This is a genomic window from Paenibacillus sp. S02 (genome assembly GCF_019454065.1).
GTDB lineage: Bacteria > Bacillota > Bacilli > Paenibacillales > Paenibacillaceae > Paenibacillus > Paenibacillus polymyxa_B.
In genome coordinates, this window is the sequence record NZ_CP073682.1 from 5,149,798 (window position 1) to 5,170,773 (window position 20,976).

Sequence of the window (20,976 nt, forward strand, 5' to 3'; positions counted from 1 at the left end):
TGAATTCTATAATCCCTTTCACTGCAAGGCTTTTCCCTTCTCTTCCAAGTTGAATTCAACTTCATTGTGCTTGATCTAAATTTCCAGGTCAATCCTTTTATTTCTATATTCTAACTAAACGAGGCGAAAGTCTCTAAAAATACATAAGAAACCAGGACGAAAAACCTAAGCATGCGTAATTATGTTATCTCGAATTCACCCCATTAGACATTCACTCTATGAGTTATTCATCCCATTAACCATTCACCTCAATAAACGTTTAGTATATAAAAAAAGAATCCTCCAGGCCTGTTAGCCCTTCAGATTCTCTGTTCTTTTAAGTATATAAGCTTTTGAGCTTTTGAGCTTTTGAGCTTTTGAGCTTTTGAGCTTTTGAGTATTTAAGTCCTTTTGCCTTCTCCATGCCCCACACCATTTGGGAAAATGAGTGACTTTGTGGTGGGCAGCAGCGGAGCGAAGGGGTTGAATCTGGAGAAGCGTAAGCGTTCGCCTTTGCAGTGGGATTCTTACCTTTAAATGTCTTATACAATCCGAAGAATCCCACTGCAACAGCGATCGGAAGATCAACCCCTTCGCGGAGTGCCTTCTCCCCCGCAAACAACACTCATTTTTCCCGCTCAAAATACCCTTCTAGTTTCCAGTCTACACCAACCTGTGTCATGCTCAAATCATGCAATGCCACCGCATCGCTCATCGCAGACACGCCCTCTCCCCCGAGAAATCCCGGGGCTGCGCGTCCTCCAACCAGCTTAGGCGCCATATACAGCACCAGCTTGTCTGCCAGCCCTTGCTGCACGAACGAAGCGTTCACCTCGGCTCCGCCTTCCACGAACACTGATGACACCTCCGCCGCACCCAGAATATCCAGCATTTGCGGCAGGTTAACCCGATCGCTGTTTTCATCCTGTGTCGTATATAGCTTTACACCCAGCTGTTCCAACTGGCTACGCTTGCCTTCATCATAAACGCGTCCTGTGAATATCCAGGTAGGCGCCTCCCCATCTGTAATGACACGGGCATCCAATGGAATTCGAAGCTTACTATCCAAAATGATACGAATCGGATTCCGTCCTTCCGGTAGACGAGTCGTAAGCTGAGGATTATCGTGAATCACGGTCTGTACACCGACCAGGATTCCCACATGCTCGTTACGAAGACGATGCACATCCTCCCGTGCAGCCTCAGATGTAATCCATTTGCTTTCCGAGGTCCGGGTTGCAATTTTACCGTCCAGTGTTACTGCCGATTTGATCGTAATAAAAGGACGCTTGCTCACGATATATTGATTGAACACTTCATTCATGCGGATGGATTCCTGCTCACATACTCCGACAATGACCTCAATGCCCGCATCTTTCAAAATCTGTACCCCTCTGCCGGAAACCAGCGGGTTCGGGTCCAGCGCTGCAACCACCACCCGACGAATGCCTGCCTTCACAATGGCTTCCGCGCACGGGCCTGTCCGACCGTGATGGGAACACGGCTCCAGCGTTACGTAAATTGTCGCTCCCTGAGCGTGTTCACCCGCCATACGCAACGCATGAATCTCGGCATGTGGCTCGCCGGGCTTCAGATGAGCGCCGATCCCAACGATACGACCGTTGTTGACAATGACTGATCCGACGAGCGGATTCGGTTCGGTTTGCCCTTTAGCACTTCTGGCATTTTCCAGTGCCAGGCGCATATATTTTTCGTGAGTGGTCATAGAACCTCCCTGAGATCGGAATCCCGCAAATGGCCGGATCGTTCCACTTTTGTATTCAAATACCGTTCATTATATTGCGACACATCGCCCCAGAGCGGCATGCGACCCGCCACATTCATACCCGATTTCTTCAAGGCATCCAGCTTTTTGGGATTATTTGTGATCAGGGTTACTGGTTTTTGTCTCAGGTGACGGAGCACACTAATGGCATCCGCATAGTTGCGTGTATCATCTTCAAAACCCAATTGATGATTGGCTTCTACAGTATCCATGCCTTCTTCCTGCAGAATATAAGCCATTGCTTTACTAAACAAACCGATTCCGCGGCCTTCATGGTTAGCCAGATAGAACAACGCACCCGTTCCATGTTCCACAATCATTTTCATGGACTGGTGGAGTTGAAATCCGCAATCACAACGCTTGCTACCAAAAATATCTCCAGTATGGCAAATACTATGCATGCGAACTAATGCATTTTCCGACTGTTCAAGATCGCCATACACCAAAACGCTTGACTGTTGTCCCTCTGCCAAATCCAGTGTGGACAATCGCTTCACAATCGTCTCAGCGGTGGCATTCAGTAAGTCCTGACGATCTTCCTCATCCCGTACAGGCAACCAGCAGTACCACTGAAAAACAACCGTTTCTCCTTCCATATTAACTGGCAGCTTGATCGGTCCTACCAAAATCGTCGAAGATTGCTCTCCGCGAACGGTTTGAATTTTATCGTTAAGTAGCGTAGCTACATCTTTTTGGTTCATCTCTCTGCACCATCCTTTATATGAGCTCTATATAGAAAATGCCTAATTATTCAAAGGCTAATCGTTATTGTCAGGATCATAAATCATTGAACTATGTGTAAGAAATGTTCATGAAACATGGATTCCATCGTCAGCTGCCGTTCCTGAAGCTCGGTGACAGCCTGTCGTCGTCCGTCTTCGAACGCCTTTAGGTCTCCTGCGGTATAGCTCTTCTGTCGTAAACGAAGAAGCTCACTGGCTAGCACATCGGCATCCTTCAAAGCTGCATTCAAGCCAAAAGCTCCGGTAGGTGTCATGGTATGCGCCGCATCTCCGATAAGGACCAGTCCGTTCTGCGCCCAGGTGTCACTGCGGCTGCTGAAAATATCCAACGGTACGAAGTCCTTCCATGAACGAATGTGATCATGCACACTATGCTTCAAATCTGGAAAAGCCTCGGTAAACCGTTGTATAAATGGTTCAAAAGATTGCTTAAACAGGGTTGGAAAGCTGCCTTCCTCCACATTCCAGCCAATTTGAATATAGCCCTCAGCCTGCGAGAATAAAGCCAACTGCCCTCCGTTGACCCGTGCCAGACGAGTGACGGGCTCCCACCCAGCAGGTGCCGTGATTTTCGTCCATAGCAGATCATAGCCGTGTCGAATGTTTGTCACTGGCATCTGCGCCAGCTTGCGCACAGTCGAATAGCGGCCGTCTGCCCCTACAATCAATGAAGTGTCAATCGTGATGTCATGACCGTTCTTATCGCGGGCGGTCAAGCCTGTGTACCCCTGCTCGCTGTTACCTTCCAACGCAGTCACAGTTGTACCCGCCAGGTAACGGAAAGACTCGTAGGTTGACGCCTGCTTGAGCAGAGCCTCCAAAAATCGAGGCTGTGGAATATGAACCCCTACATTACCATCTACTGATGTTGGCTTGACCGTCTTCACTTGCTGCTGATGCTCCCAATATTCGATTCTTGTGGAGGCGAGAACATAGTCCTCATGAATTTGTTCGAGCAGCTTATGCCTTTGGATCACTTCCTGACCCTCATCATTCAAGATTTCACCGCGAAAGGCCTTTCCCGCTAAGCTCTGCCGCTCAATCAATATCGTGGATACACCCTGCTCCGCCAGTAGACAGGACAACAAAGTCCCTGCGGGTCCCCCTCCAACTACGCACACTTCACATTCCAACTTCATCTGACTTCCCCCTACGCCCAAGCCATAACCTCAACGATTAGTTCGTACCTGTTCATTTAATTACATCATTAATAATATCAAATTAAGTTCAAATTTTAAGTATTTACATCTTAAGTTCCGTATCGAATCCAATAAGTTACTTTATGTAACAAAGTATATTTATATCATTCGATTTCGTCAAGTAATAAATTTATGTAAAGTAAAATCATTTACTTTTAACAGTGAATCGTTAATAATAGGAGCATGAGGTGATCACATGAACATTCCGCAGATGTGCCCACGGTTTGAAAAAGCTATGGAGCTACTGAGTAAGCGTTGGACGGTGTTGATCGTATTTCAACTAACCAATGGTCCGCAACGTTTCGTCGCTATTGAGAATTCAATCCCTAATTTAAGTGGAAAGGTCCTTTCCGACCGTCTGAAAGAGCTGGAGGAAGAAGGAATCATACAACGTATGGTCTATCCTGAGAAGCCCGTACGGATTGAATACTCTCTTACAGATAAGGGACGCGATTTAGCTCCTTTGTTTGACCATATCGGTACTTGGGCTACACGTTGGATTGAGGTTCTACCAGCACTTGAAAAGCAATGATCCATAGGGCTACAGCTATTTTTCTTAAACTAACATGATAAAAACACACAGACTGCTAACATGCCAAAGAACGCCTTTGCTCTAAGTACAATTTGTACTCATAGTGCAAGGCGTTCTATTTTTCATATGAAGGAACTTTATTGATTCACCTACATATCGATTCCATTATTTAAACGTTTCCCTCACCGCTGCGTTGCATTTCCTCACGAATGGATTGCACCCGTTTTTTCCCCCAGTCATACATCATCTCCACAATGGGTAAAATCGTCATCCCCAGCTCGGTCATCGAATACTCCACCTTTGGAGGTACCTCGGGATACACTTCCCGGTGCACAATACCGTCCTCCATCAACTCCCGCAGCTGATTGGTCAGCACTTTATGCGACAGCTTCGGAAACAGCCTTTGCAGGTCACTGAAACGGTGCGCCCCTTCTACACCCAGATGCCATAAAATGACGACCTTCCACTTTCCGCTTAAGACCGAAAGGGTCAGTTCCTTTTCGCAATTATAGTCTCCGTTGACGATCTTCTCCCGTATTTCTTCTCTTAGCGTATCGGACATATATCAATTAACCCCTTCTAAATCATCATGGTCTTGCACTCTAATAGTAACCTGCAGGTAACCTCCGTACTTGAAAGTGCATTCTTCACAGCCTGACGAAGCCATCCTACAATAGTAGATATCGTTTCACATTCAAGGAGGAATGAAGTATGAGTAAAAAAGCTCTTTTTATTATACCCCCAGAGCGCTTTAATGAGGATGAATTGTTTAAACCGAAGGAAGCGCTGGAGCAAGCAGGCGTTACTGTTACGCTAGCTAGTACAAAAACCGGCGAAATCACGGGTGACTACAACGGTAAAGCGACAGCTGGTCTTGTTTTTACTGACGCTGTGCTGGCTGATTATGATGTGGTATCTGTGATCGGCGGATCAGGAACGAATGACTATCTTTGGAATAACGCGGATCTCCAAGCTCTGCTGAAACAAACTCATGAGCAAAAGACTTTATTGGCTGGCATCTGCGCAGGCTCTGTAGCCGTGGCTCAAACCGGACTACTCTCCGGTAGAACGGCTACATGCTATCCTGTGGATGTACAAAAGGACCAGCTCCAATCGCATCAAGCCGAATATGTGGCACAGCATGTCGTTGCGCATAGCGACATTATTACAGCCGACGGTCCAGATGGTGCACAGGACTTCGGCGCAGCACTTGTCAAAGCCCTGCAATAAGCACATCTTTGAGGTTCTAGGTGGGCACTTTAAACAGCACTCCAAAAAGCCGCATCGCGTCCTTTTAATTGAAAGGGGACTGGATGCGGTTTCTTTGTGCCATTTCCGTGCCGAAGTGTCCAAATCAATTGTCGAATCTGCATTGTCGTGCTATGTTAAAGAAATCGACGTTTTAGCATAGGAGGCTTATGCCGTGATTATGAAAGGCAAAATCCATTTACATCAGGTAACGTCCGAATCGTTACGACTGGGCGCCTTACTATCATTAGTAGGGGGCTTTTTGGACACATATACCTATGTTGGGAGAGGCGGTGTGTTCGCCAACGCACAGACAGGCAATATCGTGCTGCTGGCTGTCAAAGCCATTGAAGGGCACTGGATTCAGGCGTTAGCCTTTATCCCGCCCCTGATCGCCTTTTCACTGGGCGTTTTTGTTGCAGAATGGATTAAAAGAAAATCAACTCACCGTTTAACTCCAGACTGGGCCCGCGCTATTCTTTTACTGGAAATTGCAATTTTTTTCATCGTGGGATTGATTCCACAAGGAGTTCCCAATACGGTAGTGGTGGTGATCGTCTCGTTTGTCGCTTCTGTACAAATGACTTCCTTCCGCAAGCTCATTGATGTGCCATACACCTCTACTGTCAGCACCGGCAACCTCCGATCTGCTACAGAGGCTCTGTATGTCGCCATAACGACCAAGGACACGAACGCTGCCATTCGAGCAATGCGTTATGGTGTCATCCTGGCAGCCTTTTTGGTCGGGGCTTTGCTGGGGGGATTTCTGACTTTGACGATTGGAGATAAAGCCATTTGGGGCGCTGTTGTTGCACTTATTTTTTCTTTTATTTTATTTACAGAAGAGGAAAAGTGGAAGCTTCCCCTACGCCACTAATCCTCCATTACATCAGCCCTGAATGAACTGCCGCTGGGCCGTTTCAAAGAAATCCAAAAGGTCTTCGCGGGACGAGAATGCTGCCTGAGCAGATTGGTTGCTACCGCCCCCCTTACCGTGAAACGCGCCCAGATTCTCTTTCAAAAATGCTCCGCAGGCAACAGACTGGGTGCCGTTATGTGCCAGAATGATTTTGTTTTCTGCTGTTGTGGCAAATAAAACAAGCAGATCATGCTCAGCTGTCAGCTTGGTAGCCAATTGCTGCATGTCCTGAAGGGATTTTTGTTCGAATACATGAGCAAGAACATGCCCCTGCACAGCAGATAGCAACTCTTTCGCCTGGTACGAAGCATTTTCCTCTTGTAGGAGCTCCACTTGCGCCTTAAGCTGCTTATGCTCCTGCTCCCACTTTTCGAATCGGGTCAAAATATCTTTTCGCCCGGTATTGAACTTCGTAGATAACACGTCCAATATCTGAACACTATCGTTAAAATCCTGGAGTGCGCGAACGCCACATTTGAAATGGATTCTTGCCATCCCCTTCTGCTTCTCCCATTTTAAGCATTTAATGATCCCAATTTCCCCGGTCTGAGCTACATGTGTGCCGCCGCAAGCATTATATTCAATGCCCTCGATCTCGACAATCCGAATATTTTCTGTCACTTTGGGCGTTTTCACCAGCGGAATATCCTTCAATTGCTCACTGGTTACAAAAAAACTTTTTATGCTGCGATTACTATAGATTTGCTGATTTACTTCCTGCTCGATTGCCGATAGCTGCGCAGGCGTTACATCCGAACAGTTCACATCAATCGTGGCATATTCTTGTCCCAGATGAAAGCTTTCAGTACGCGCACCCAACAACTCCAGACAAACCGCTGACAGCAAGTGCTGTCCGCTATGCTGCTGCATATGATCAAATCTGCGCTCCCAATCCAATTGGCAGGCCATCTTTACATCCTCTGGCAAACGTTCTACCTGATGCCAAATGTCCCCATCCTCAAGAACAACATCTAATACACGGATGCCCTGAATTGTTCCTGTATCACAAGGCTGACCTCCACCATGCGGATAAAAGGCCGTTTCCTCCAGCATAACCAAATATTTTCCGTCCCTTTCCATGCTCTGTGTAATATGAGTGTCCCACTCCGTAAGATTTGGAGCAGTGTAGTATAATTTTGTCGTCATTCCAGATCCCTCACTTTTGTGTATCAAATTTAAAATATGTCTCCATTCTTTTGATGAAAGCTTTCGCGGCTGGACTTAAATATTTATCTACACGATAAAACATTTCTAAATGTCGGGTAGGTGCATGCTTGATGGGAATGGCTCGAATTCCTATTGATCCAAAGCTGTCAATCAGTTGACTCGGCTGAATCGTAGCTCCAATACCCTCTTTCACCATTTGAAACACAGATGTTGCTGATCCTGTTTCCATCAAAGGATGGATAGAAATACCTTCTTCTTCACACCAACGATCCACCAAATCACGTCCAACAAATCCTTTGGGATACATCACTAAAGGTATGTCTGCCAAGTCTCCCGGTACAATCATATCTTTGTCTGCTAAATGATGCTCTATATTCACATACAAGCTATGGGTTTCTGTATAAAAAGGAATCCGGTGCAAACGGTGATCCGAATGAATCTCCAAACCTACTCCAATATCAACTTTATTATCGAGCACTTGATTGTAAATATCAATGGAGGGAATAACTTGAACTTTTGTATTAGGAAACTCCTTATGAAAACTAATTAGAATGGGGGTTAACCGATAATCCAGATCCGAGGGAAGAACCGCTACGCGCAAGTGACCGTTATTGAGGTTGGTCAGATCAGATATGGCGTTTTTCGCATTTTCCAACTGCTGAATGACTTGTGAGGCGTAGTGCTCCAGAAGCTCGCCCGCTTCCGTCTTCACTGTTTTCTTGCCAATACGGTCGAACAATGGGACTCCCAATTCATCTTCCAATACGCGTATTTGCTGGCTTAGCGTGGGTTGCGAAATCCCCAGTTTGTAGGCAGCTTCAGAAAAATGCAGCTCTTTACACAATCGAAGAAAATATTGCAATTGTCGAACTTCCATGGAATCTCGCCTCCAAACAATAGTCTATAGCTATTGTTTATATAGAATAAATAGTATTGATCTATTATAAAGCGAACTCTACAATGAGTTCAATGTTAAAGAAAAGAGGTGTCTCGAATGCGCTTGTTGTATCTCATCATGATTATATTTTTTATCTCGTTAAATTTAAGACCCTCCATTACTTCCGTCGGGCCTTTACTGGATGTCATTCAAGATAATTTGGGACTATCCGGGGTGACCTCCAGTTTAATCACGGCGCTCCCCATTTTTTGTATGGGTCTCTTCTCTCTGTCATCTATCTGGCTCCAACATCGTTTAGGGGTTGAAAGATCTTTGCTAGTAGCCATGCTTTTGATCCTTCTTGCCACGTTTCTACGTATGTTCGTTCATCATACATTCTTTTTGCTCGCTACCGCCTTATGCTCGGGAGTGGGCATAGGAATCGCCGGGCCTCTAATTGCGGGATTTATCAAAAAATATTTTCCTGAAAAACCGGGTTTAACCGGGCTATATTCCGTTTCTATGGTGATCGGGGCAGCCGTTGCATCCAGCTTTTCAGTACCCCTATTTCAACAAATGGACTCCTGGCAGCACGCTCTAAGCTTTTGGAGTATTTTAGCGGTTCCCGCTGTGGTACTCCTTCTCCCCCTGCTCCAAAAAAGAGAAGTTCCTAAAGAAGTTCCTAAAAAAAACCTGCAAATTTCAGCTTTTTTTATTAAAAACAAAAGGGTACATTTATTTACTTTATTTTTTGGATGTATGGCGGCTATTTTTTACGCTATAACCGCTTGGTTGGCTCCCATCGTACAAGCTACTGGCTTAGACCGTTCTCAATCTGGTATGACCCTTACCCTATTTACATTGGTTCAAATTCCGGTAAGCTTTTTAATTCCTCTCCTGGTTGGTAAATCAGGTAACAGAAGAATGTGGCTACTACTATGTGGTTTATCTGAATTTTTTGGCATCATTCTGCTTATGTTACACTTTTCTCCTTGGGTAGCTGCTATTTTTCTGGGCATGGGAGCTGGTGGACTGTTTCCTTTAGCGCTACTCATTCCGATTGAGGAGGCCGCTCATGCAGAAGAGGCCACCTCATGGTCTGCGATGATGCAATTTGGTGGCTATTTGTTGGGCTCTCTCGGTCCTACTTTAATCGGGTTGAGTCTCGACCTTTTTGAAACATCTATTCCAACCTTGTTCTTACTGGCTATGATCATATGTACGATGATTGGGGTGGGCTTAAAGATCGGGAACAAAACTAAAAAGTTAAACTACTAATGTTCCCTCTTGTTCATCTGACCATGGATACAATCCAACAATTTAACCACCTCGTATTGAGTCCTCAGTGGGCAAGCACTTACTGCAAATCGAGGTGGCTTTCTCAACAAAATTTAGCTTGAAATTTAATTCTGGATAGATTAAGATTAGTCAGCTAACTAATTTGTCGATTGGAACATACTGTAAGAAGAAAGGAGAACCCTATGGATTTTGATTTACGGGACTTGCCCACTCGTGAGGCGCTGCAAGAATTTTCTAAGCGTATCCCCGAAATTGATGTAAGAGCGACAGAAGCTATGCTATTTTTTATGCGGGTATCTTCCAGCGTCTTTAAAGTCAGTTTTGAGGGTTTTGAGAAGTTCGGTATATCTCATGGAAAATTTTCAATACTAATTCTTCTGTACCGCAACATCCATACAGGATTGCTGGCTACAGAGCTTGCGGAGAAAGTAGGGGTTAGCAAGCCTACCGTTACCGGTCTGCTTGACCGCCTGGAACGCGATGGGCTTACTATGAGATCCGTACACCCTTCCGACCGCCGTATGAGCATTGTTAAACTGACCGAACAAGGAACAGAAATGATGGAAAAACTGCTGCCTACACATTTTACAAGCACTTCCACACTGATGAGCCACCTATCCACCGATGAAAAAGAGCTGCTCCTGACGTTACTGCAAAAAATAGAAAGCGGCATCCCTCAAGCAAAAGAGATATATAAAGCAGCAAAGCCAGAATAAGTTTTAATTTTGTATTTTAGTTAGCCGGCTAACTTTTCAATTATTAAATAAAAGAATAAATAAAATGTACATATCAGGATATTTATTCGAGTCTATGTTTAACTCATTTTAGGAATTTAAGGAGCGTATTACTTATGAATCGCACACAAGTCGCCAGCCTCATCATCCCTGTCATTTCTATTGCCTGCCTTATCGGCGGGGGGTTCCTGCTTCAGACCAACGGACAAGATCAAGTCAATGCTTCTCGTTCCGTTAAAGGCACAACGCTTAATTCGGATAGCATTCATGTATCGTTTGAACAAGTAGGCGGCAAAGTCCTGAACATCCCGGTAATAGAAGAAACTAAGGTGAAAAAAGGAACTGTCCTTATGACTTTGGATTCTAAAGATGTGGATTTGCAAATTGAGCAACTGCGGACACAAATCGCCCAGTTCAATACGCAGATCAGCCAACAACAACAATCCATCCATTTAGGGTATACACGAGCAGCAACTCAGGAAAAACAGGCACAGCTAGATATCGCGCAAGCTCAAGTGACTGAGAGTAAAAGTCAGGCCGCATTGCAGCGGGCACAAGCGGCTGAGCGTCAAGCCACTGCTGCGGAACAACAGGTCAATAACGGGGCTCGGGATGAAGATGTTCAGCAGCAACGAATTGCCGTAGCCTCAGCCACCAAAAACGTTCAGACAGCGCAGACCAACTATAAGCGTAATAAAGCACTCTATGATGCAGGAAGTGCATCCAAAGCAGCGTTGGATGATGCCGAATCCTCCTTGACTTTAGCGACAAATCAGTTGAGTCAGCAAAAAGAGTCGCTTCAAAAGCTACTTCATGGCGCCACTTCTGAAGAGCGTATGCAGGCCAGTGAACAGACGACACAAGCAGCCGTTTCGGTAAAACAAGCCGAGGAAGAAATTCGCGGTGCCCAATTGTCCGTCGATCGTTCCAAGACCCAACTGGAAACCATTCAGCAGAGCCGTCAACAGTTGGCGGATCAGAAGCTGGCTATTGACCTCTTAAAGCAACAAAAAGACACACAGAAAGTTCAGCTTAAAACGTTGCTGCTCAAAAAGGAACGCCTGGTGTTAAAAGCACCACAGGATGGCAAGGTTACTTCGATTAGTACCAAAGTCGGCGAAAATGTGGCGCAAGGGGCTCCTGTGATTACCCTGGAAACCAACGATTTATATTACGATCTCTATGTGAATGAAGAACAAGCGGGTAAATTCAAGGCCAATCAAGAAATTAAAACTCATATCTCTGGTCTCAATAAGGATTTGAAAGGTACGGTACGCTATGTAACTGCTGCACCACAATTCGCTAATGTGAAGATGTCCCGTGAAAAAGGAGAAGCAGATACCGCTACATTCCAAGTACGTGTATATGTAACAAGAGAAGCAGCTTTGCTACCAGGCATGACAGTTGAGGTGAATACAAATGAAATCTCTTCGTGATGAATGGTCGTATCTGGTTCACTCCAAGTATCCGATCATAGCAATCATCTTCCCGTTGATTGCCGTACTGGGGTATTCACTGTTGCTCCCAAGCAGCCAAATTAACGACGCTAACGTGGTAGTGGTGGATCAAGATAACACAGCTTACAGCCGTGAGTTCATTCAGAAAATAGATGCTTCTCCGTATATGAACGTAGCTGAGATTGTTTCGTATACGGACAACCCTGAACAGTATTTTTATCATGAGCAATATTTGGCTGTTATTTCCTTGCCGCATGGTTTAGAGGATAATCACAATCGTTCCCTTTCCAGCCGCGTGGGTCTCATTCTCGATAATACCAATGTACAATCTATTACTTCGATTCGTACAGCTATGCAGGAAATTAGCGTTTCTGAGAATATGGAGCTGTCTGTTCCAGCTATGTTGAAAACCGGGATGAACGCAGAACAGGCCCAAGGGGCCCTTAATGGTATCGCCTTGGAAGTGCGTTCCCTGTTTAATCCAACCAATGACTATCAGAATACGACGATACTTGCATTCACTTGTATGTTCTCTTTTATGATACTGAACATAAATAGCTTACCTCTAGTCGCTAGACTCCGGGTTTCCAAGAGGCTGGCTGCTGAGCTGCAAAATCCGTTCAACATACTACTGCGTATGCTTCCTTATACGCTGTTTTCGACGGCTGGCTTAATCTTCTCTCTCGGGATGCTTAAAGTGTTTGGGGGAGGCCGTTTCGAGGCCAATCCAATTCTCTTTATAATTCCGGTTGTCCTGTATGTATTCGGTACTGTTTGTATCAATGTCCTGGTTGCATGGGGCGCTGCACATCCGGGAATAGCCATTGGCAGAATGGTGATGATACTCATGCCTGCTTTTGTTTTATCAGGGGCTGTTCTTTCCAGATCACTGTTTCCACCTTTAGCGATTCAAATCGGTGATTTCTTTCCCTTCGTATGGATGTACAAATTCCTGCGCACCATGGGTCTGCGTGGTGCACCTTTGCAGGAGATGCTTCCCGAACTCGGTTCTCTGTTACTATATGTGGGTGTACTCTCCATGCTGGTTATCGCCAGAGCACTGTGGGAAAAACAGAAGCTGGCCAAGCAAACTGCGGGTTCTGCTTCTGAAAAGGGATCACCACATCCCGTTGTTCCAGCAAGCACACCTAGCGGCGCGTTATCTATGCAAGGGGCACCGTCAGCACCTATGCACGAACCTATAAAAGGATAGAGTCTCGTCTGTGAAATAAAAAAGGGTTAAGTGCCGTCTAACGAGCCTTAACCCTTTTTTTCAATAATATGAAATTGTCATTGTTATCAGAATAAAATTCACTTATATGCCCGACCTAATTGATAAGCGTGGTCCAGTAAACCTTCAATGTATTCTTTCGACTCCGACAAAGTATCATAGAAGAACTCCACCTTGGACTCTCTTACTCTTGCGTAACCAGCAATGGCTTTATTCAAATAATTAGTAACCAAATCATGATATTCATACTTGATCAGATGTTCTTTAGTCCCACCCGCCAAGCACATCCACAAAACCTGCTTCGTCGTAAATTCCTGAAGTAAACCTATGTTCCACACTTTATCCAGGTACCCTTTTAGCATGGAAGGAACACTGTACCACCATAGAGGAAACACAAAGACCAGAGCATCAGCAGCAGCAATTCTGTCCATCTCTCTCCGTGTTTCAGGAGCATATTGTTTATGAGGCGTATTCCAATCCAGCTCATCTGCCGCGCTATATACCGGATTATATCCATCCCGATACAAGTCCAAAATATCTACCTCGTGCTTATTCTCTTTCAATCCCTCTACAAAACGATTCATGACCGCAAGGGTAAGTGAATCTTCTCTAGGATGCGTGACGACCAATAGAACTTTCATGTATCCGTAACCTTCTTTCTCCTCATAATTGGTGAACCCTGTCTACAGATGCTATTATGGATGTTATACATTAAAGTGTGAAGTACGCACTTCAATGTACTGTAGGTACTTTAAGGTTCCTTAGTGCCTTTTGTACTACAGATCGGAGAGGGGGAAAGTCTATGGAAGACAAAGCCAAAACCTATATGCTCGGGATCGATGCAACTTTGGAGGTCATCAGTGGAAAGTGGAAAGGCATTATCCTACACCATTTAACCAGCGGCAGAAAACGTACATACGAACTTCGTCAACTCATTCCAAAAATCACCCAAAAAGTGCTCACCCAACAGCTTAGAGAGCTTGAAAAGGATGGAATCATCCACCGCATCATTTATAACCAAGTTCCCCCCAAAGTGGAATATGAGCTTAGTGAATATGGATGGGATTTTAAAGATCTGCTTGATTGTTTTTGCTTATGGGGAGAAGATCATTTGGATAGGATCTATGGAGATAAAACAAAGGTACTGGAAGAGTATTCTGTAAAGGAACAAAACGCCAAACAAGCACCACCTCTTTAAGGAGGCGTGCTTGTTTGAAATACTATAGCTGTGCACCTTGTTTATTCACCAGTCTCTGAAAATTTCCGAATACGAGCCCCTACTTCATCCCGTACACGCTGGAACACGCTCCATTTCTCTTCTTCTGTTCCTTGTGCTTTAGCCGGATCATCAAACCCCCAATGTTCACGACGAACGTGCGGAGGTGTGATAGGACATTTATCAGCAGCATCTCCGCACAAGGTCACAACGAAATCCGCGCTGTTCAGCAAAGCAGGATCTATAATATCTGAAGTTTGACCGGAGATATCGATCCCTATTTCATTCATCGCTTGCACCGCTTTAGGGTTAAGGCCGTGTGCTTCAATGCCCGCACTGTATACATTCCAACGGTCTCCCAAGTATTTTTTGGCCCAGCCTTCTGCCATTTGGCTGCGGCAAGAATTACCAGTGCATAAAAAGTAAATTGTCTTCTTTTCCATCATTAATGTCTCCTTCAATGTTCAATTATGAAATGATTAACCACAGATATAGACCCAGTAGGGTAATAAAAAGTGTAGGAATAGTTAAGACAATGCCCGTTTTAAAATAAGTCGCCCAAGAAATTTTCACGTTTTTCGAACGAAGCACATGCAGCCACAATAATGTGGCTAACGAACCGATTGGGGTTATCTTCGGCCCGAGATCCGACCCAATGACGTTAGCATAAATCAGCGCCTCTTTGACTATACCGGTTGCATGGGTGGCATCAATGGCAAGCGCATTAATCATGACCGTAGGCATGTTATTCATGACCGACGAGATAATCGCCGCAATAAAACCCATGCCCATGGTGGCCACAAACATACCTTGATCGGCAGCCGCTTGAATCACATGGGCCAGCAGATCCGTCAAACCGGCATTACGTAGACCATACACCACAACATACATCCCGATGGAGAAAAATACGATAGCCCATGGAGCGCCCTTGATGACTTCTTTCATCGGCACTGCAGGGCTTCTACGCGCCATCAATAAGAAAAAGATAGCAATAATACCGGCCACCACCGAAACGGGAATATTAAAAAATTCGCATGCAAAGTAGCCAATGAACAAAACAGCGAGAACGATCCAGGACATACGGAACATCTTTGGATCTTTAATCGCTTCCGCAGGCCTGATTAATTGTGTCGCATCAAACGTTTTCGGAATCCCTTTACGAAAAAAGAGATACAGTACTCCTATACTGGCTGCTAAAGAAAATAAATTAGGTATAATCATGCGACTCGCATATTCCATAAAGGTGATCCCAAAGAAATCGGCTGACACAATATTAACCAAGTTGCTGACCACAAGCGGAAGCGACGTCGTGTCTGAAATAAAACCGCTCGCTATGATAAAAGGAAAAACCATTTTCTCATCCAATTTAAGTGCCCGAACCATCGCCAGTACAATCGGTGTCAGTATTAAGGCCGCACCGTCATTCGCAAAAAAAGCAGCAACAACGGCGCCAAGAATGGTCACATAAACAAACATCCGGGTTCCGCTTCCTCGCGCAGCTCGTGCCATGTGAAGCGCCGCCCATTCGAAGAAGCCGATTTTATCAAGCACCAACGAAATCAGAATAATGGCTACAAAAGCCAGTGTCGCATTCCAGACAATATGAGTAACTTCCCAAACATCATGTAAATCGACGACACCCACCAGCAAGGCGAGTATGGCACCGCCGCAGGCAGACCATCCGATGGACAAATTTTTAGGCTGCCAGATCACCAACACTAAAGTGGCTAAGAATATAATGCACGCCAACAAAATCAATGTTTTAAACCTCCATTACATTACCTTATAAACATATACTTATATTAAAAACACCGTCTATCCCCAAGGATATAAACGGAGCAGCCTTTAGGATGAGCAGCAAGCCGATGAAGCCGGTCCACAAGATGCGATCGGCTCCTCTTTATTCAGCCATTTTAAAATCTGCTTGGAGTCTGGCATACTCTCAAGAACAGCTTGTATATGCGGCTTGTCGCCTACATTTAAGGAGTAGTATACCCACTGACTTCGTCGTTCTTCTTTTACAATTCCTTGCGACTTTAATTTTCTCAAATGTTGACTAATTGCTGGCTGCGACATATCAAAGATATCTACAAATTCGCAAACACACCATTCTCTTTCTCTTAGCAGGGAAAGCATGACCAACCGAGTTTTATCCCCCAATAGCTTTAAATGATCGGCTACATAACCTAGTTGATCCAATGTGTGACCCCCTTCCACCAATATAACTATATGCTTATATACTAATGTAGTACGGTTTTAATATCAAGCACGAATAATACTTATTCGTTCACCAATTGCATAATCCAGTCTTTTATATCAACGATTCGCAGTGTTTTGGGGCGTGTATTCGTTCCGGAAATAATTAATGGGACAAGGGAATCTTTTTCATTCAGCGATCCATGAGCTCCCCCTCCGATGTGGGTAGGGGAACTTTCTCCGACGAGTTCATATCCAGGTTGGACCGTGACGACAACATATCTTCCTTCATGTGAATTCATTGCCCCGTGTAGCCTCGCCAAAACGTCTGGATATTTTCCATATTTGATCCGGTTGTTATTCACCGTAATATCCACAAGGTCCTCTTCGCCCGACAAGGTCCACGATTGCCCATATTCATCGATGAATTTTCCACAGGGATGATAAGAAAACAGCTTACCCTTTTTCCCCTTTGTGACATGAATATTGTTTTTACCATCTTTCATAGCGATAATGTCGAGCTTGTTCTCATTTTGTAAAAGCTTCACCACGTCGGACAGCTCTACGTTATCGTTTATCGCATAGATATAAGCCATCCGTTCATTAGCGGAAATCACGATTTGATCCTCGTTTCTTACTGGTTGATTTAATTTTGCAATACGGTAATGATTCAAAAGCGACTTTAAATCAACCGTTGCTACCTGTCGATCATTATAAATAGCGCTTTGCGCACTGTCACCCATGACAATCCATATCGCATTGTTTACCGCCTGTTCCCACGAACCATATGCATTCAACACAGTTTGCAGTGCTTGATCCGCTTTTTCGATTCCCTCCAGTTGAGTCGGGCCCTTTCTATGCGCCAAATTATCATTCTCTGGAAAGTATGTGATGGTTACGTCTCCACAAAGGAGTATTCCAGCTATTTTTCGGATTCAATTGTGCCAAAGCTGCATAAGATAACCATTTAGGCCCTGTTACTATCATTTTTTCTGGCACCCTGTTGCTATTCGCAATGAAGTCAGGCACTTTTAAAGCATGTTTCGTTTTCCCTCTGAAGACAATAGCATTGATGGACGCGGATTCTTTTCCTTTGTCAGCCAATTCCTCATGTATGGTTTTCGTTTTTTTGTTCAAATGAACTTGGTTTAATTGGTAAATTGCGTCTAAGAATACTTGTAGTTGGTCTATCTTCAAGGCTTCTTTGGCACCATTGCCGTAGAGAATCATGCGTTTCTTTTGGTCGCTGTACCAAACGAGTCCGGGCACATGATGTTGGTCTGCATACGTTCCCGTTAATAAAGTACTGTCGATTGTCACAGACATCGTGGGAAATGAACTCACTACCTTCGGAAAATATTGCCCTTGTTTCAGGAGATATTGCATTGCCGGTGCGCGGCCTTTTTGAATCGCATCTTGCAAAGGCTTATCCATTAAAGAATCAATCAAGATCACAATGACAGGTTTTTTGCCCATTTGATTTACTGTGATAGGTGGCTTCACACTTTGTTGTTTTAGCTGTTGACTGGAGTCCGCTCTACCCCCCAAGACCAACAACAATAAACTTAGCACTAGTGCAATGGTAACTTTATTTTTCATGCCATGTGTGTGTCCCTTTCTTAGAAAAACTTGATCCTCTTATTTTTTCTTGTCCTAAAAATATTATTCCTGCATTGGATCATCGGGACAAAGATATCTCATACAAGCAATTAAAGTTTCACCTCCATGAATTTTTTGGATCTAATAGGCCAAATTTAAGATCAAACCATTCAGAGAGGGAGCATAACCATGACTACTACAAACATAAACGAATACTCTATGCATTACATGGATTCTGGGGAAGGAATGGCTATCCTATTCATTCACCCTCCAGTACTCACAAGCTTAAATTTTACATACCAATTCCAAGGATTATCATCCGATTTTCGAACTATAGCTTTTGATATCAGAGGACACGGTAAAAGTCAGCCTTCCGAACAAACGGTTACTTATCCTCTCATCGCCCTGGATATTAAACATTTGATGGACCGGATGAGCTTAGATAAAGTATTTTTGTGTGGATATTCTACCGGAGGCTCGATAGTACTTGAGTTCCTCTTGACTTATCCAGATCGGGCATGGGGAGGCATTGTTATCAGTGGAATGTCGGAAGTAAACGAATGGCGACTAAGAAACAAAATTTCTTTGGGCATTGCTCTTTCCAAAATCGGCGCAGTCGGTACGCTTGCCCTTTCTATTGCTTGGTCACAAACGAAACAACTATCTTTGTTCCGTAAGTTATTCAACGATGCGAAGCAGGGAAATCCCAGGAATGTCGAACAATATTACCGTTACAGCTTGAAGTACAACTGCACCTCACGGCTCAAGGAAATCCATCTTCCTGTCCTGCTCGTTTATGGTGAAGAAGATAAGCACTTTCATCCCTATGCCAAAATATTGCATCAACAATTACCAAATAGTGAGCTGGTTTTCCTTAAGAAAGCTGATCATCGCCTTCCTACGAAGGCCGCCGGATTATTGAATGAACTGATCAAGCAGTTTGTAGATCGCTTCAGTCTTTAAGACAAATCCTACAGGATAATTCCACATACATATCTACATCCCACTTCTGTTACGTTAAGCGTCAAATAGCCCCCCACCTGTTCAACATCCGTTGGCCATGACATGCGGCGGATGGGGCATTCCTTTCCGGACCCCGGCCGAAAGGCAGGAATCACCACATTACATGCCGTTTTCTGCGCCATCGTCGCGCAACCTTACAAGAGTGTTAGGCAATTGTCATCTAGATCAATGGTATCAACCTAGCTGCTCCTCTATACTAATCCATTGATAGGATTATTTTTAAGGGGGAGTTGGCGTGAGGTTTTTTGAAATGCTGCTATTCTTTTCAAGTGCTTGTTTGTTGGCACTCCTGTTCATTATCAATCAACGTATCCGAAGACCAGCTTTGCTCCTGACAAGCGGAGCAGGCTCCATTTTTTTAGTGATACATTTGCTTGTCGAAGGATACAGGGTTCAGCTTTTATTTTTATACGGATTTACGATCCTGATGCTTATGCTTTCGCTTATAGACGTTTTCATAACGCTGAAAGTCGTTCGGACTGCCTCGCGAATCCGTAGGGTGCTGGGCCGCCTTTTTATCGTGATTGGGCTAATCGCAACGGGGTGCTTCCTCTATGTGTTTCCCGTATTCGACTTTCCGGCGCCAACCGGCGAGTTGAAGGTAGGCACGCAAGTCTTTCATTTCATCGATCCAAGCCGGGAGGAGACATTTGGAAAAACCGCGACAGGCAAAAGGGAATTGATGGTTCAGGTATGGTATCCGGCTCAAGCTGGCACCGACAAGTACGCTCCCTTTATTCCCGATACCCAGATTTTACGTTATATGGCCGCGGACTATGGCCTTCCTGGGTTTACTTTTCAACACCTGAAGTACGTATCCAGTCATGCTTATTCGGGGGCCGAAGTCTCTTCGGCACCGACTTCATACCCGCTGATCCTTGCGAATCCCGGCAACGGCTCTTCCAGGTTCCTTCACACGTCGCAAGCCGAAAATCTCGCGAGTCATGGATATATCGTGGCAGTGATCGACCACACCTACAATACATTTGCAACCGAGTTTCCGGACGGGCGAATCACGACCAGCACAACCAACGACTTATTCTCGCCCGCCCATGATTATCAGACGAGTAGAGGAAATCGCGACAAGTTGGGACAAGTTTTAACCGACGATGTGGCGTTTGCGCTGGACCAATTCGAGCTCATCCAATCGGGGCAGATTCCAAGTCATCTAAAAGGGAGGATTGATCTCGGTCATGTCGGGGTGTTCGGTCATTCCATCGGCGGAGCGACGGCCTATGACGCTTCTTACGATCCGCGAATCGCGGTTGGAATAGACCTTGATGGAGGGCTTTATCGACTGCGTGACAGAGAGGGTCTGCGAAAGCCGTTTTTGTTCATCAACTCGGAAAGCTATTTCGAAAAATTAAAAATGGTGATGGATAAACGGGTCTACACGGATGCAGAGCTTAACCGTATGGGCTCAACAAGAGAGTGGGAAGATCAAGTAACGGAAGATAAAAAGTTGGAGCTTGAACGGATGCGCGAAACGGTCGACGAAGGGGGACAAGTCCTCTATATCGAAAATACGGAGCATTTGAATTTTGCCGACGTACAGTTCATTTCTCCGATTTTCGAAATGCTGGGCATTACAGGAAAGATTGCGCCCGAAAGAGCGAACTCCGTTATCAATGCCTATATGCTGGATTTCTTCGATAGGTATCTGAAAAATCAAGGCGGAATCTTAATGAAAGGACCGGATAGCCGCTTTCCGGAGGTGAAGTTCGTAACCTCGCTATTCTAAATTACGGAACAGGCTACCGCTTTTGATATG

General features: G+C 44.8%; 21 protein-coding genes and 1 pseudogene. 10 read left to right on the forward strand and 12 right to left on the reverse strand.

Annotated elements, in window-relative coordinates; all coding sequences use genetic code 11:
* Positions 1-604 precede the first annotated feature (604 nt).
* From ribD to KAI36_RS23035, 3 genes are all read right to left on the reverse strand, one after another.
* Positions 605-1,705 carry a bifunctional diaminohydroxyphosphoribosylaminopyrimidine deaminase/5-amino-6-(5-phosphoribosylamino)uracil reductase RibD gene (gene ribD, locus KAI36_RS23025; RefSeq protein WP_220026116.1) on the reverse strand — a complete coding sequence of 367 codons (1,101 nt, stop codon included), beginning with the start codon at positions 1,703-1,705 and terminating at the stop codon, positions 605-607.
* A complete protein-coding gene (locus tag KAI36_RS23030; RefSeq protein WP_071643101.1) occupies positions 1,702-2,466 on the reverse strand; it encodes a GTP cyclohydrolase II in 765 nt (254 codons plus the stop codon). Before KAI36_RS23030 ends, ribD begins: the two co-directional genes overlap by 4 nt.
* 83 nt (positions 2,467-2,549) lie before the next feature.
* Positions 2,550-3,647, reverse strand: a complete 1,098-nt coding sequence (locus tag KAI36_RS23035; protein WP_220026117.1) for an FAD-dependent monooxygenase — start codon at positions 3,645-3,647, stop codon at positions 2,550-2,552.
* A gap of 256 nt (positions 3,648-3,903) precedes the next feature.
* On the opposite strand from KAI36_RS23035, the gene KAI36_RS23040 reads away from it, so the two are divergent.
* Positions 3,904-4,239, forward strand: a complete 336-nt coding sequence (locus KAI36_RS23040) for a winged helix-turn-helix transcriptional regulator (RefSeq protein ID WP_023990392.1) — start codon at positions 3,904-3,906, stop codon at positions 4,237-4,239.
* A 169-nt stretch (positions 4,240-4,408) separates the two neighbouring features.
* Here the strand turns inward: KAI36_RS23040 and KAI36_RS23045 are convergent, their stop codons facing one another.
* Positions 4,409-4,801 carry a winged helix-turn-helix transcriptional regulator gene (locus KAI36_RS23045; protein ID WP_013312050.1) on the reverse strand — a complete coding sequence of 131 codons (393 nt, stop codon included), beginning with the start codon at positions 4,799-4,801 and terminating at the stop codon, positions 4,409-4,411.
* A gap of 149 nt (positions 4,802-4,950) precedes the next feature.
* On the opposite strand from KAI36_RS23045, the gene KAI36_RS23050 reads away from it, so the two are divergent.
* Together KAI36_RS23050 and KAI36_RS23055 are read left to right on the forward strand one after the other, a co-directional pair.
* Positions 4,951-5,469: a DJ-1/PfpI family protein gene (locus KAI36_RS23050; RefSeq protein WP_220026118.1), complete on the forward strand. Its 519-nt coding sequence runs from the start codon at positions 4,951-4,953 to the stop codon at positions 5,467-5,469.
* Positions 5,470-5,662: 193 nt separating this feature from the next.
* Positions 5,663-6,364 carry a YoaK family protein gene (locus tag KAI36_RS23055; RefSeq protein WP_220026119.1) on the forward strand — a complete coding sequence of 234 codons (702 nt, stop codon included), beginning with the start codon at positions 5,663-5,665 and terminating at the stop codon, positions 6,362-6,364.
* A 12-nt stretch (positions 6,365-6,376) separates the two neighbouring features.
* Here the strand turns inward: KAI36_RS23055 and KAI36_RS23060 are convergent, their stop codons facing one another.
* A complete protein-coding gene (locus KAI36_RS23060; RefSeq protein WP_220026120.1) occupies positions 6,377-7,552 on the reverse strand; it encodes an alanyl-tRNA editing protein in 1,176 nt (391 codons plus the stop codon).
* A gap of 10 nt (positions 7,553-7,562) precedes the next feature.
* Positions 7,563-8,450 (reverse strand): LysR substrate-binding domain-containing protein, encoded by an 888-nt coding sequence (locus KAI36_RS23065; RefSeq protein WP_025722497.1) that lies wholly within the window; start codon positions 8,448-8,450, stop codon positions 7,563-7,565.
* A 138-nt stretch (positions 8,451-8,588) separates the two neighbouring features.
* Here KAI36_RS23065 and KAI36_RS23070 point away from each other — a divergent pair, with 138 nt between their 5' ends.
* The 4 genes from KAI36_RS23070 (at position 8,589) to KAI36_RS23085 (ending at position 13,153) form a co-directional block, all read left to right on the forward strand.
* Positions 8,589-9,728 carry an MFS transporter gene (locus tag KAI36_RS23070; RefSeq protein WP_230486337.1) on the forward strand — a complete coding sequence of 380 codons (1,140 nt, stop codon included), beginning with the start codon at positions 8,589-8,591 and terminating at the stop codon, positions 9,726-9,728.
* A 203-nt stretch (positions 9,729-9,931) separates the two neighbouring features.
* The gene (locus KAI36_RS23075) at positions 9,932-10,465 is read left to right on the forward strand and encodes a MarR family winged helix-turn-helix transcriptional regulator (RefSeq protein WP_025722495.1); all 534 of its coding nucleotides are present in this window, start codon (positions 9,932-9,934) and stop codon (positions 10,463-10,465) included.
* Between the two features lie 134 nt (positions 10,466-10,599).
* Positions 10,600-11,919, forward strand: a complete 1,320-nt coding sequence (locus KAI36_RS23080; RefSeq protein ID WP_220026121.1) for an HlyD family secretion protein — start codon at positions 10,600-10,602, stop codon at positions 11,917-11,919.
* A complete protein-coding gene (locus KAI36_RS23085; protein ID WP_220026122.1) occupies positions 11,903-13,153 on the forward strand; it encodes an ABC transporter permease in 1,251 nt (416 codons plus the stop codon). The genes KAI36_RS23080 and KAI36_RS23085 overlap by 17 nt, the downstream gene beginning before the upstream one ends.
* A gap of 98 nt (positions 13,154-13,251) precedes the next feature.
* Here KAI36_RS23085 and KAI36_RS23090 read toward each other — a convergent pair whose 3' ends face one another.
* Positions 13,252-13,812: an NAD(P)H oxidoreductase gene (locus tag KAI36_RS23090; RefSeq protein WP_220026123.1), complete on the reverse strand. Its 561-nt coding sequence runs from the start codon at positions 13,810-13,812 to the stop codon at positions 13,252-13,254.
* A gap of 161 nt (positions 13,813-13,973) precedes the next feature.
* On the opposite strand from KAI36_RS23090, the gene KAI36_RS23095 reads away from it, so the two are divergent.
* Entirely contained in the window at positions 13,974-14,369 is a 396-nt protein-coding gene (locus tag KAI36_RS23095; RefSeq protein ID WP_220026124.1) for a winged helix-turn-helix transcriptional regulator, read from the forward strand.
* 41 nt (positions 14,370-14,410) lie between these two features.
* Here the strand turns inward: KAI36_RS23095 and arsC are convergent, their stop codons facing one another.
* The 4 genes and pseudogenes from arsC to KAI36_RS23115 form a co-directional block, all read right to left on the reverse strand.
* Positions 14,411-14,830 (reverse strand): arsenate reductase (thioredoxin), encoded by a 420-nt coding sequence (gene arsC / locus KAI36_RS23100; RefSeq protein ID WP_220028194.1) that lies wholly within the window; start codon positions 14,828-14,830, stop codon positions 14,411-14,413.
* A 25-nt stretch (positions 14,831-14,855) separates the two neighbouring features.
* The gene (locus KAI36_RS23105) at positions 14,856-16,145 is read right to left on the reverse strand and encodes an arsenic transporter (protein ID WP_276572451.1); all 1,290 of its coding nucleotides are present in this window, start codon (positions 16,143-16,145) and stop codon (positions 14,856-14,858) included.
* 87 nt (positions 16,146-16,232) lie between these two features.
* Positions 16,233-16,586, reverse strand: a complete 354-nt coding sequence (locus KAI36_RS23110) for an ArsR/SmtB family transcription factor (protein ID WP_220026125.1) — start codon at positions 16,584-16,586, stop codon at positions 16,233-16,235.
* A gap of 80 nt (positions 16,587-16,666) precedes the next feature.
* Positions 16,667-18,182, reverse strand: a pseudogene (locus tag KAI36_RS23115) (alkaline phosphatase family protein).
* Positions 18,183-18,371: 189 nt separating this feature from the next.
* Here KAI36_RS23115 and KAI36_RS23120 point away from each other — a divergent pair.
* Complete coding sequence (locus KAI36_RS23120) at positions 18,372-19,145, forward strand: alpha/beta fold hydrolase (RefSeq protein ID WP_220026126.1); 774 nt, start codon at positions 18,372-18,374, stop codon at positions 19,143-19,145.
* A gap of 8 nt (positions 19,146-19,153) precedes the next feature.
* Here the strand turns inward: KAI36_RS23120 and KAI36_RS23125 are convergent, their stop codons facing one another.
* Positions 19,154-19,327, reverse strand: a complete 174-nt coding sequence (locus KAI36_RS23125) for a hypothetical protein (RefSeq protein WP_220026127.1) — start codon at positions 19,325-19,327, stop codon at positions 19,154-19,156.
* 113 nt (positions 19,328-19,440) lie between these two features.
* Between KAI36_RS23125 and KAI36_RS23130 the strand changes: the two genes are divergently transcribed.
* Positions 19,441-20,946, forward strand: a complete 1,506-nt coding sequence (locus tag KAI36_RS23130; RefSeq protein ID WP_220026128.1) for an alpha/beta hydrolase family protein — start codon at positions 19,441-19,443, stop codon at positions 20,944-20,946.
* Positions 20,947-20,976: the final 30 nt, after the last annotated feature.

Excerpts from the sequence above, each read along its gene's own strand:
- KAI36_RS23075 (WP_025722495.1), top strand. The coding sequence starts at position 9,932 with ATGGATTTTGATTTACGGGACTTGCCCACTCGTGAGGCGCTGCAAGAA.
- KAI36_RS23035 (WP_220026117.1), bottom strand. The coding sequence starts at position 3,647 with ATGAAGTTGGAATGTGAAGTGTGCGTAGTTGGAGGGGGACCCGCAGGG.
- KAI36_RS23120 (WP_220026126.1), top strand. The coding sequence starts at position 18,372 with ATGACTACTACAAACATAAACGAATACTCTATGCATTACATGGATTCT.
- ribD (WP_220026116.1), bottom strand. The coding sequence starts at position 1,705 with ATGACCACTCACGAAAAATATATGCGCCTGGCACTGGAAAATGCCAGA.
- KAI36_RS23070 (WP_230486337.1), top strand. The coding sequence starts at position 8,589 with ATGATTATATTTTTTATCTCGTTAAATTTAAGACCCTCCATTACTTCC.
- KAI36_RS23095 (WP_220026124.1), top strand. The coding sequence starts at position 13,974 with ATGGAAGACAAAGCCAAAACCTATATGCTCGGGATCGATGCAACTTTG.
- arsC (WP_220028194.1), bottom strand. The coding sequence starts at position 14,830 with ATGGAAAAGAAGACAATTTACTTTTTATGCACTGGTAATTCTTGCCGC.
- KAI36_RS23050 (WP_220026118.1), top strand. The coding sequence starts at position 4,951 with ATGAGTAAAAAAGCTCTTTTTATTATACCCCCAGAGCGCTTTAATGAG.
- KAI36_RS23090 (WP_220026123.1), bottom strand. The coding sequence starts at position 13,812 with ATGAAAGTTCTATTGGTCGTCACGCATCCTAGAGAAGATTCACTTACC.
- KAI36_RS23085 (WP_220026122.1), top strand. The coding sequence starts at position 11,903 with ATGAAATCTCTTCGTGATGAATGGTCGTATCTGGTTCACTCCAAGTAT.
- KAI36_RS23065 (WP_025722497.1), bottom strand. The coding sequence starts at position 8,450 with ATGGAAGTTCGACAATTGCAATATTTTCTTCGATTGTGTAAAGAGCTG.
- KAI36_RS23045 (WP_013312050.1), bottom strand. The coding sequence starts at position 4,801 with ATGTCCGATACGCTAAGAGAAGAAATACGGGAGAAGATCGTCAACGGA.
- KAI36_RS23040 (WP_023990392.1), top strand. The coding sequence starts at position 3,904 with ATGAACATTCCGCAGATGTGCCCACGGTTTGAAAAAGCTATGGAGCTA.
- KAI36_RS23125 (WP_220026127.1), bottom strand. The coding sequence starts at position 19,327 with ATGGCGCAGAAAACGGCATGTAATGTGGTGATTCCTGCCTTTCGGCCG.
- KAI36_RS23060 (WP_220026120.1), bottom strand. The coding sequence starts at position 7,552 with ATGACGACAAAATTATACTACACTGCTCCAAATCTTACGGAGTGGGAC.
- KAI36_RS23080 (WP_220026121.1), top strand. The coding sequence starts at position 10,600 with ATGAATCGCACACAAGTCGCCAGCCTCATCATCCCTGTCATTTCTATT.
- KAI36_RS23030 (WP_071643101.1), bottom strand. The coding sequence starts at position 2,466 with ATGAACCAAAAAGATGTAGCTACGCTACTTAACGATAAAATTCAAACC.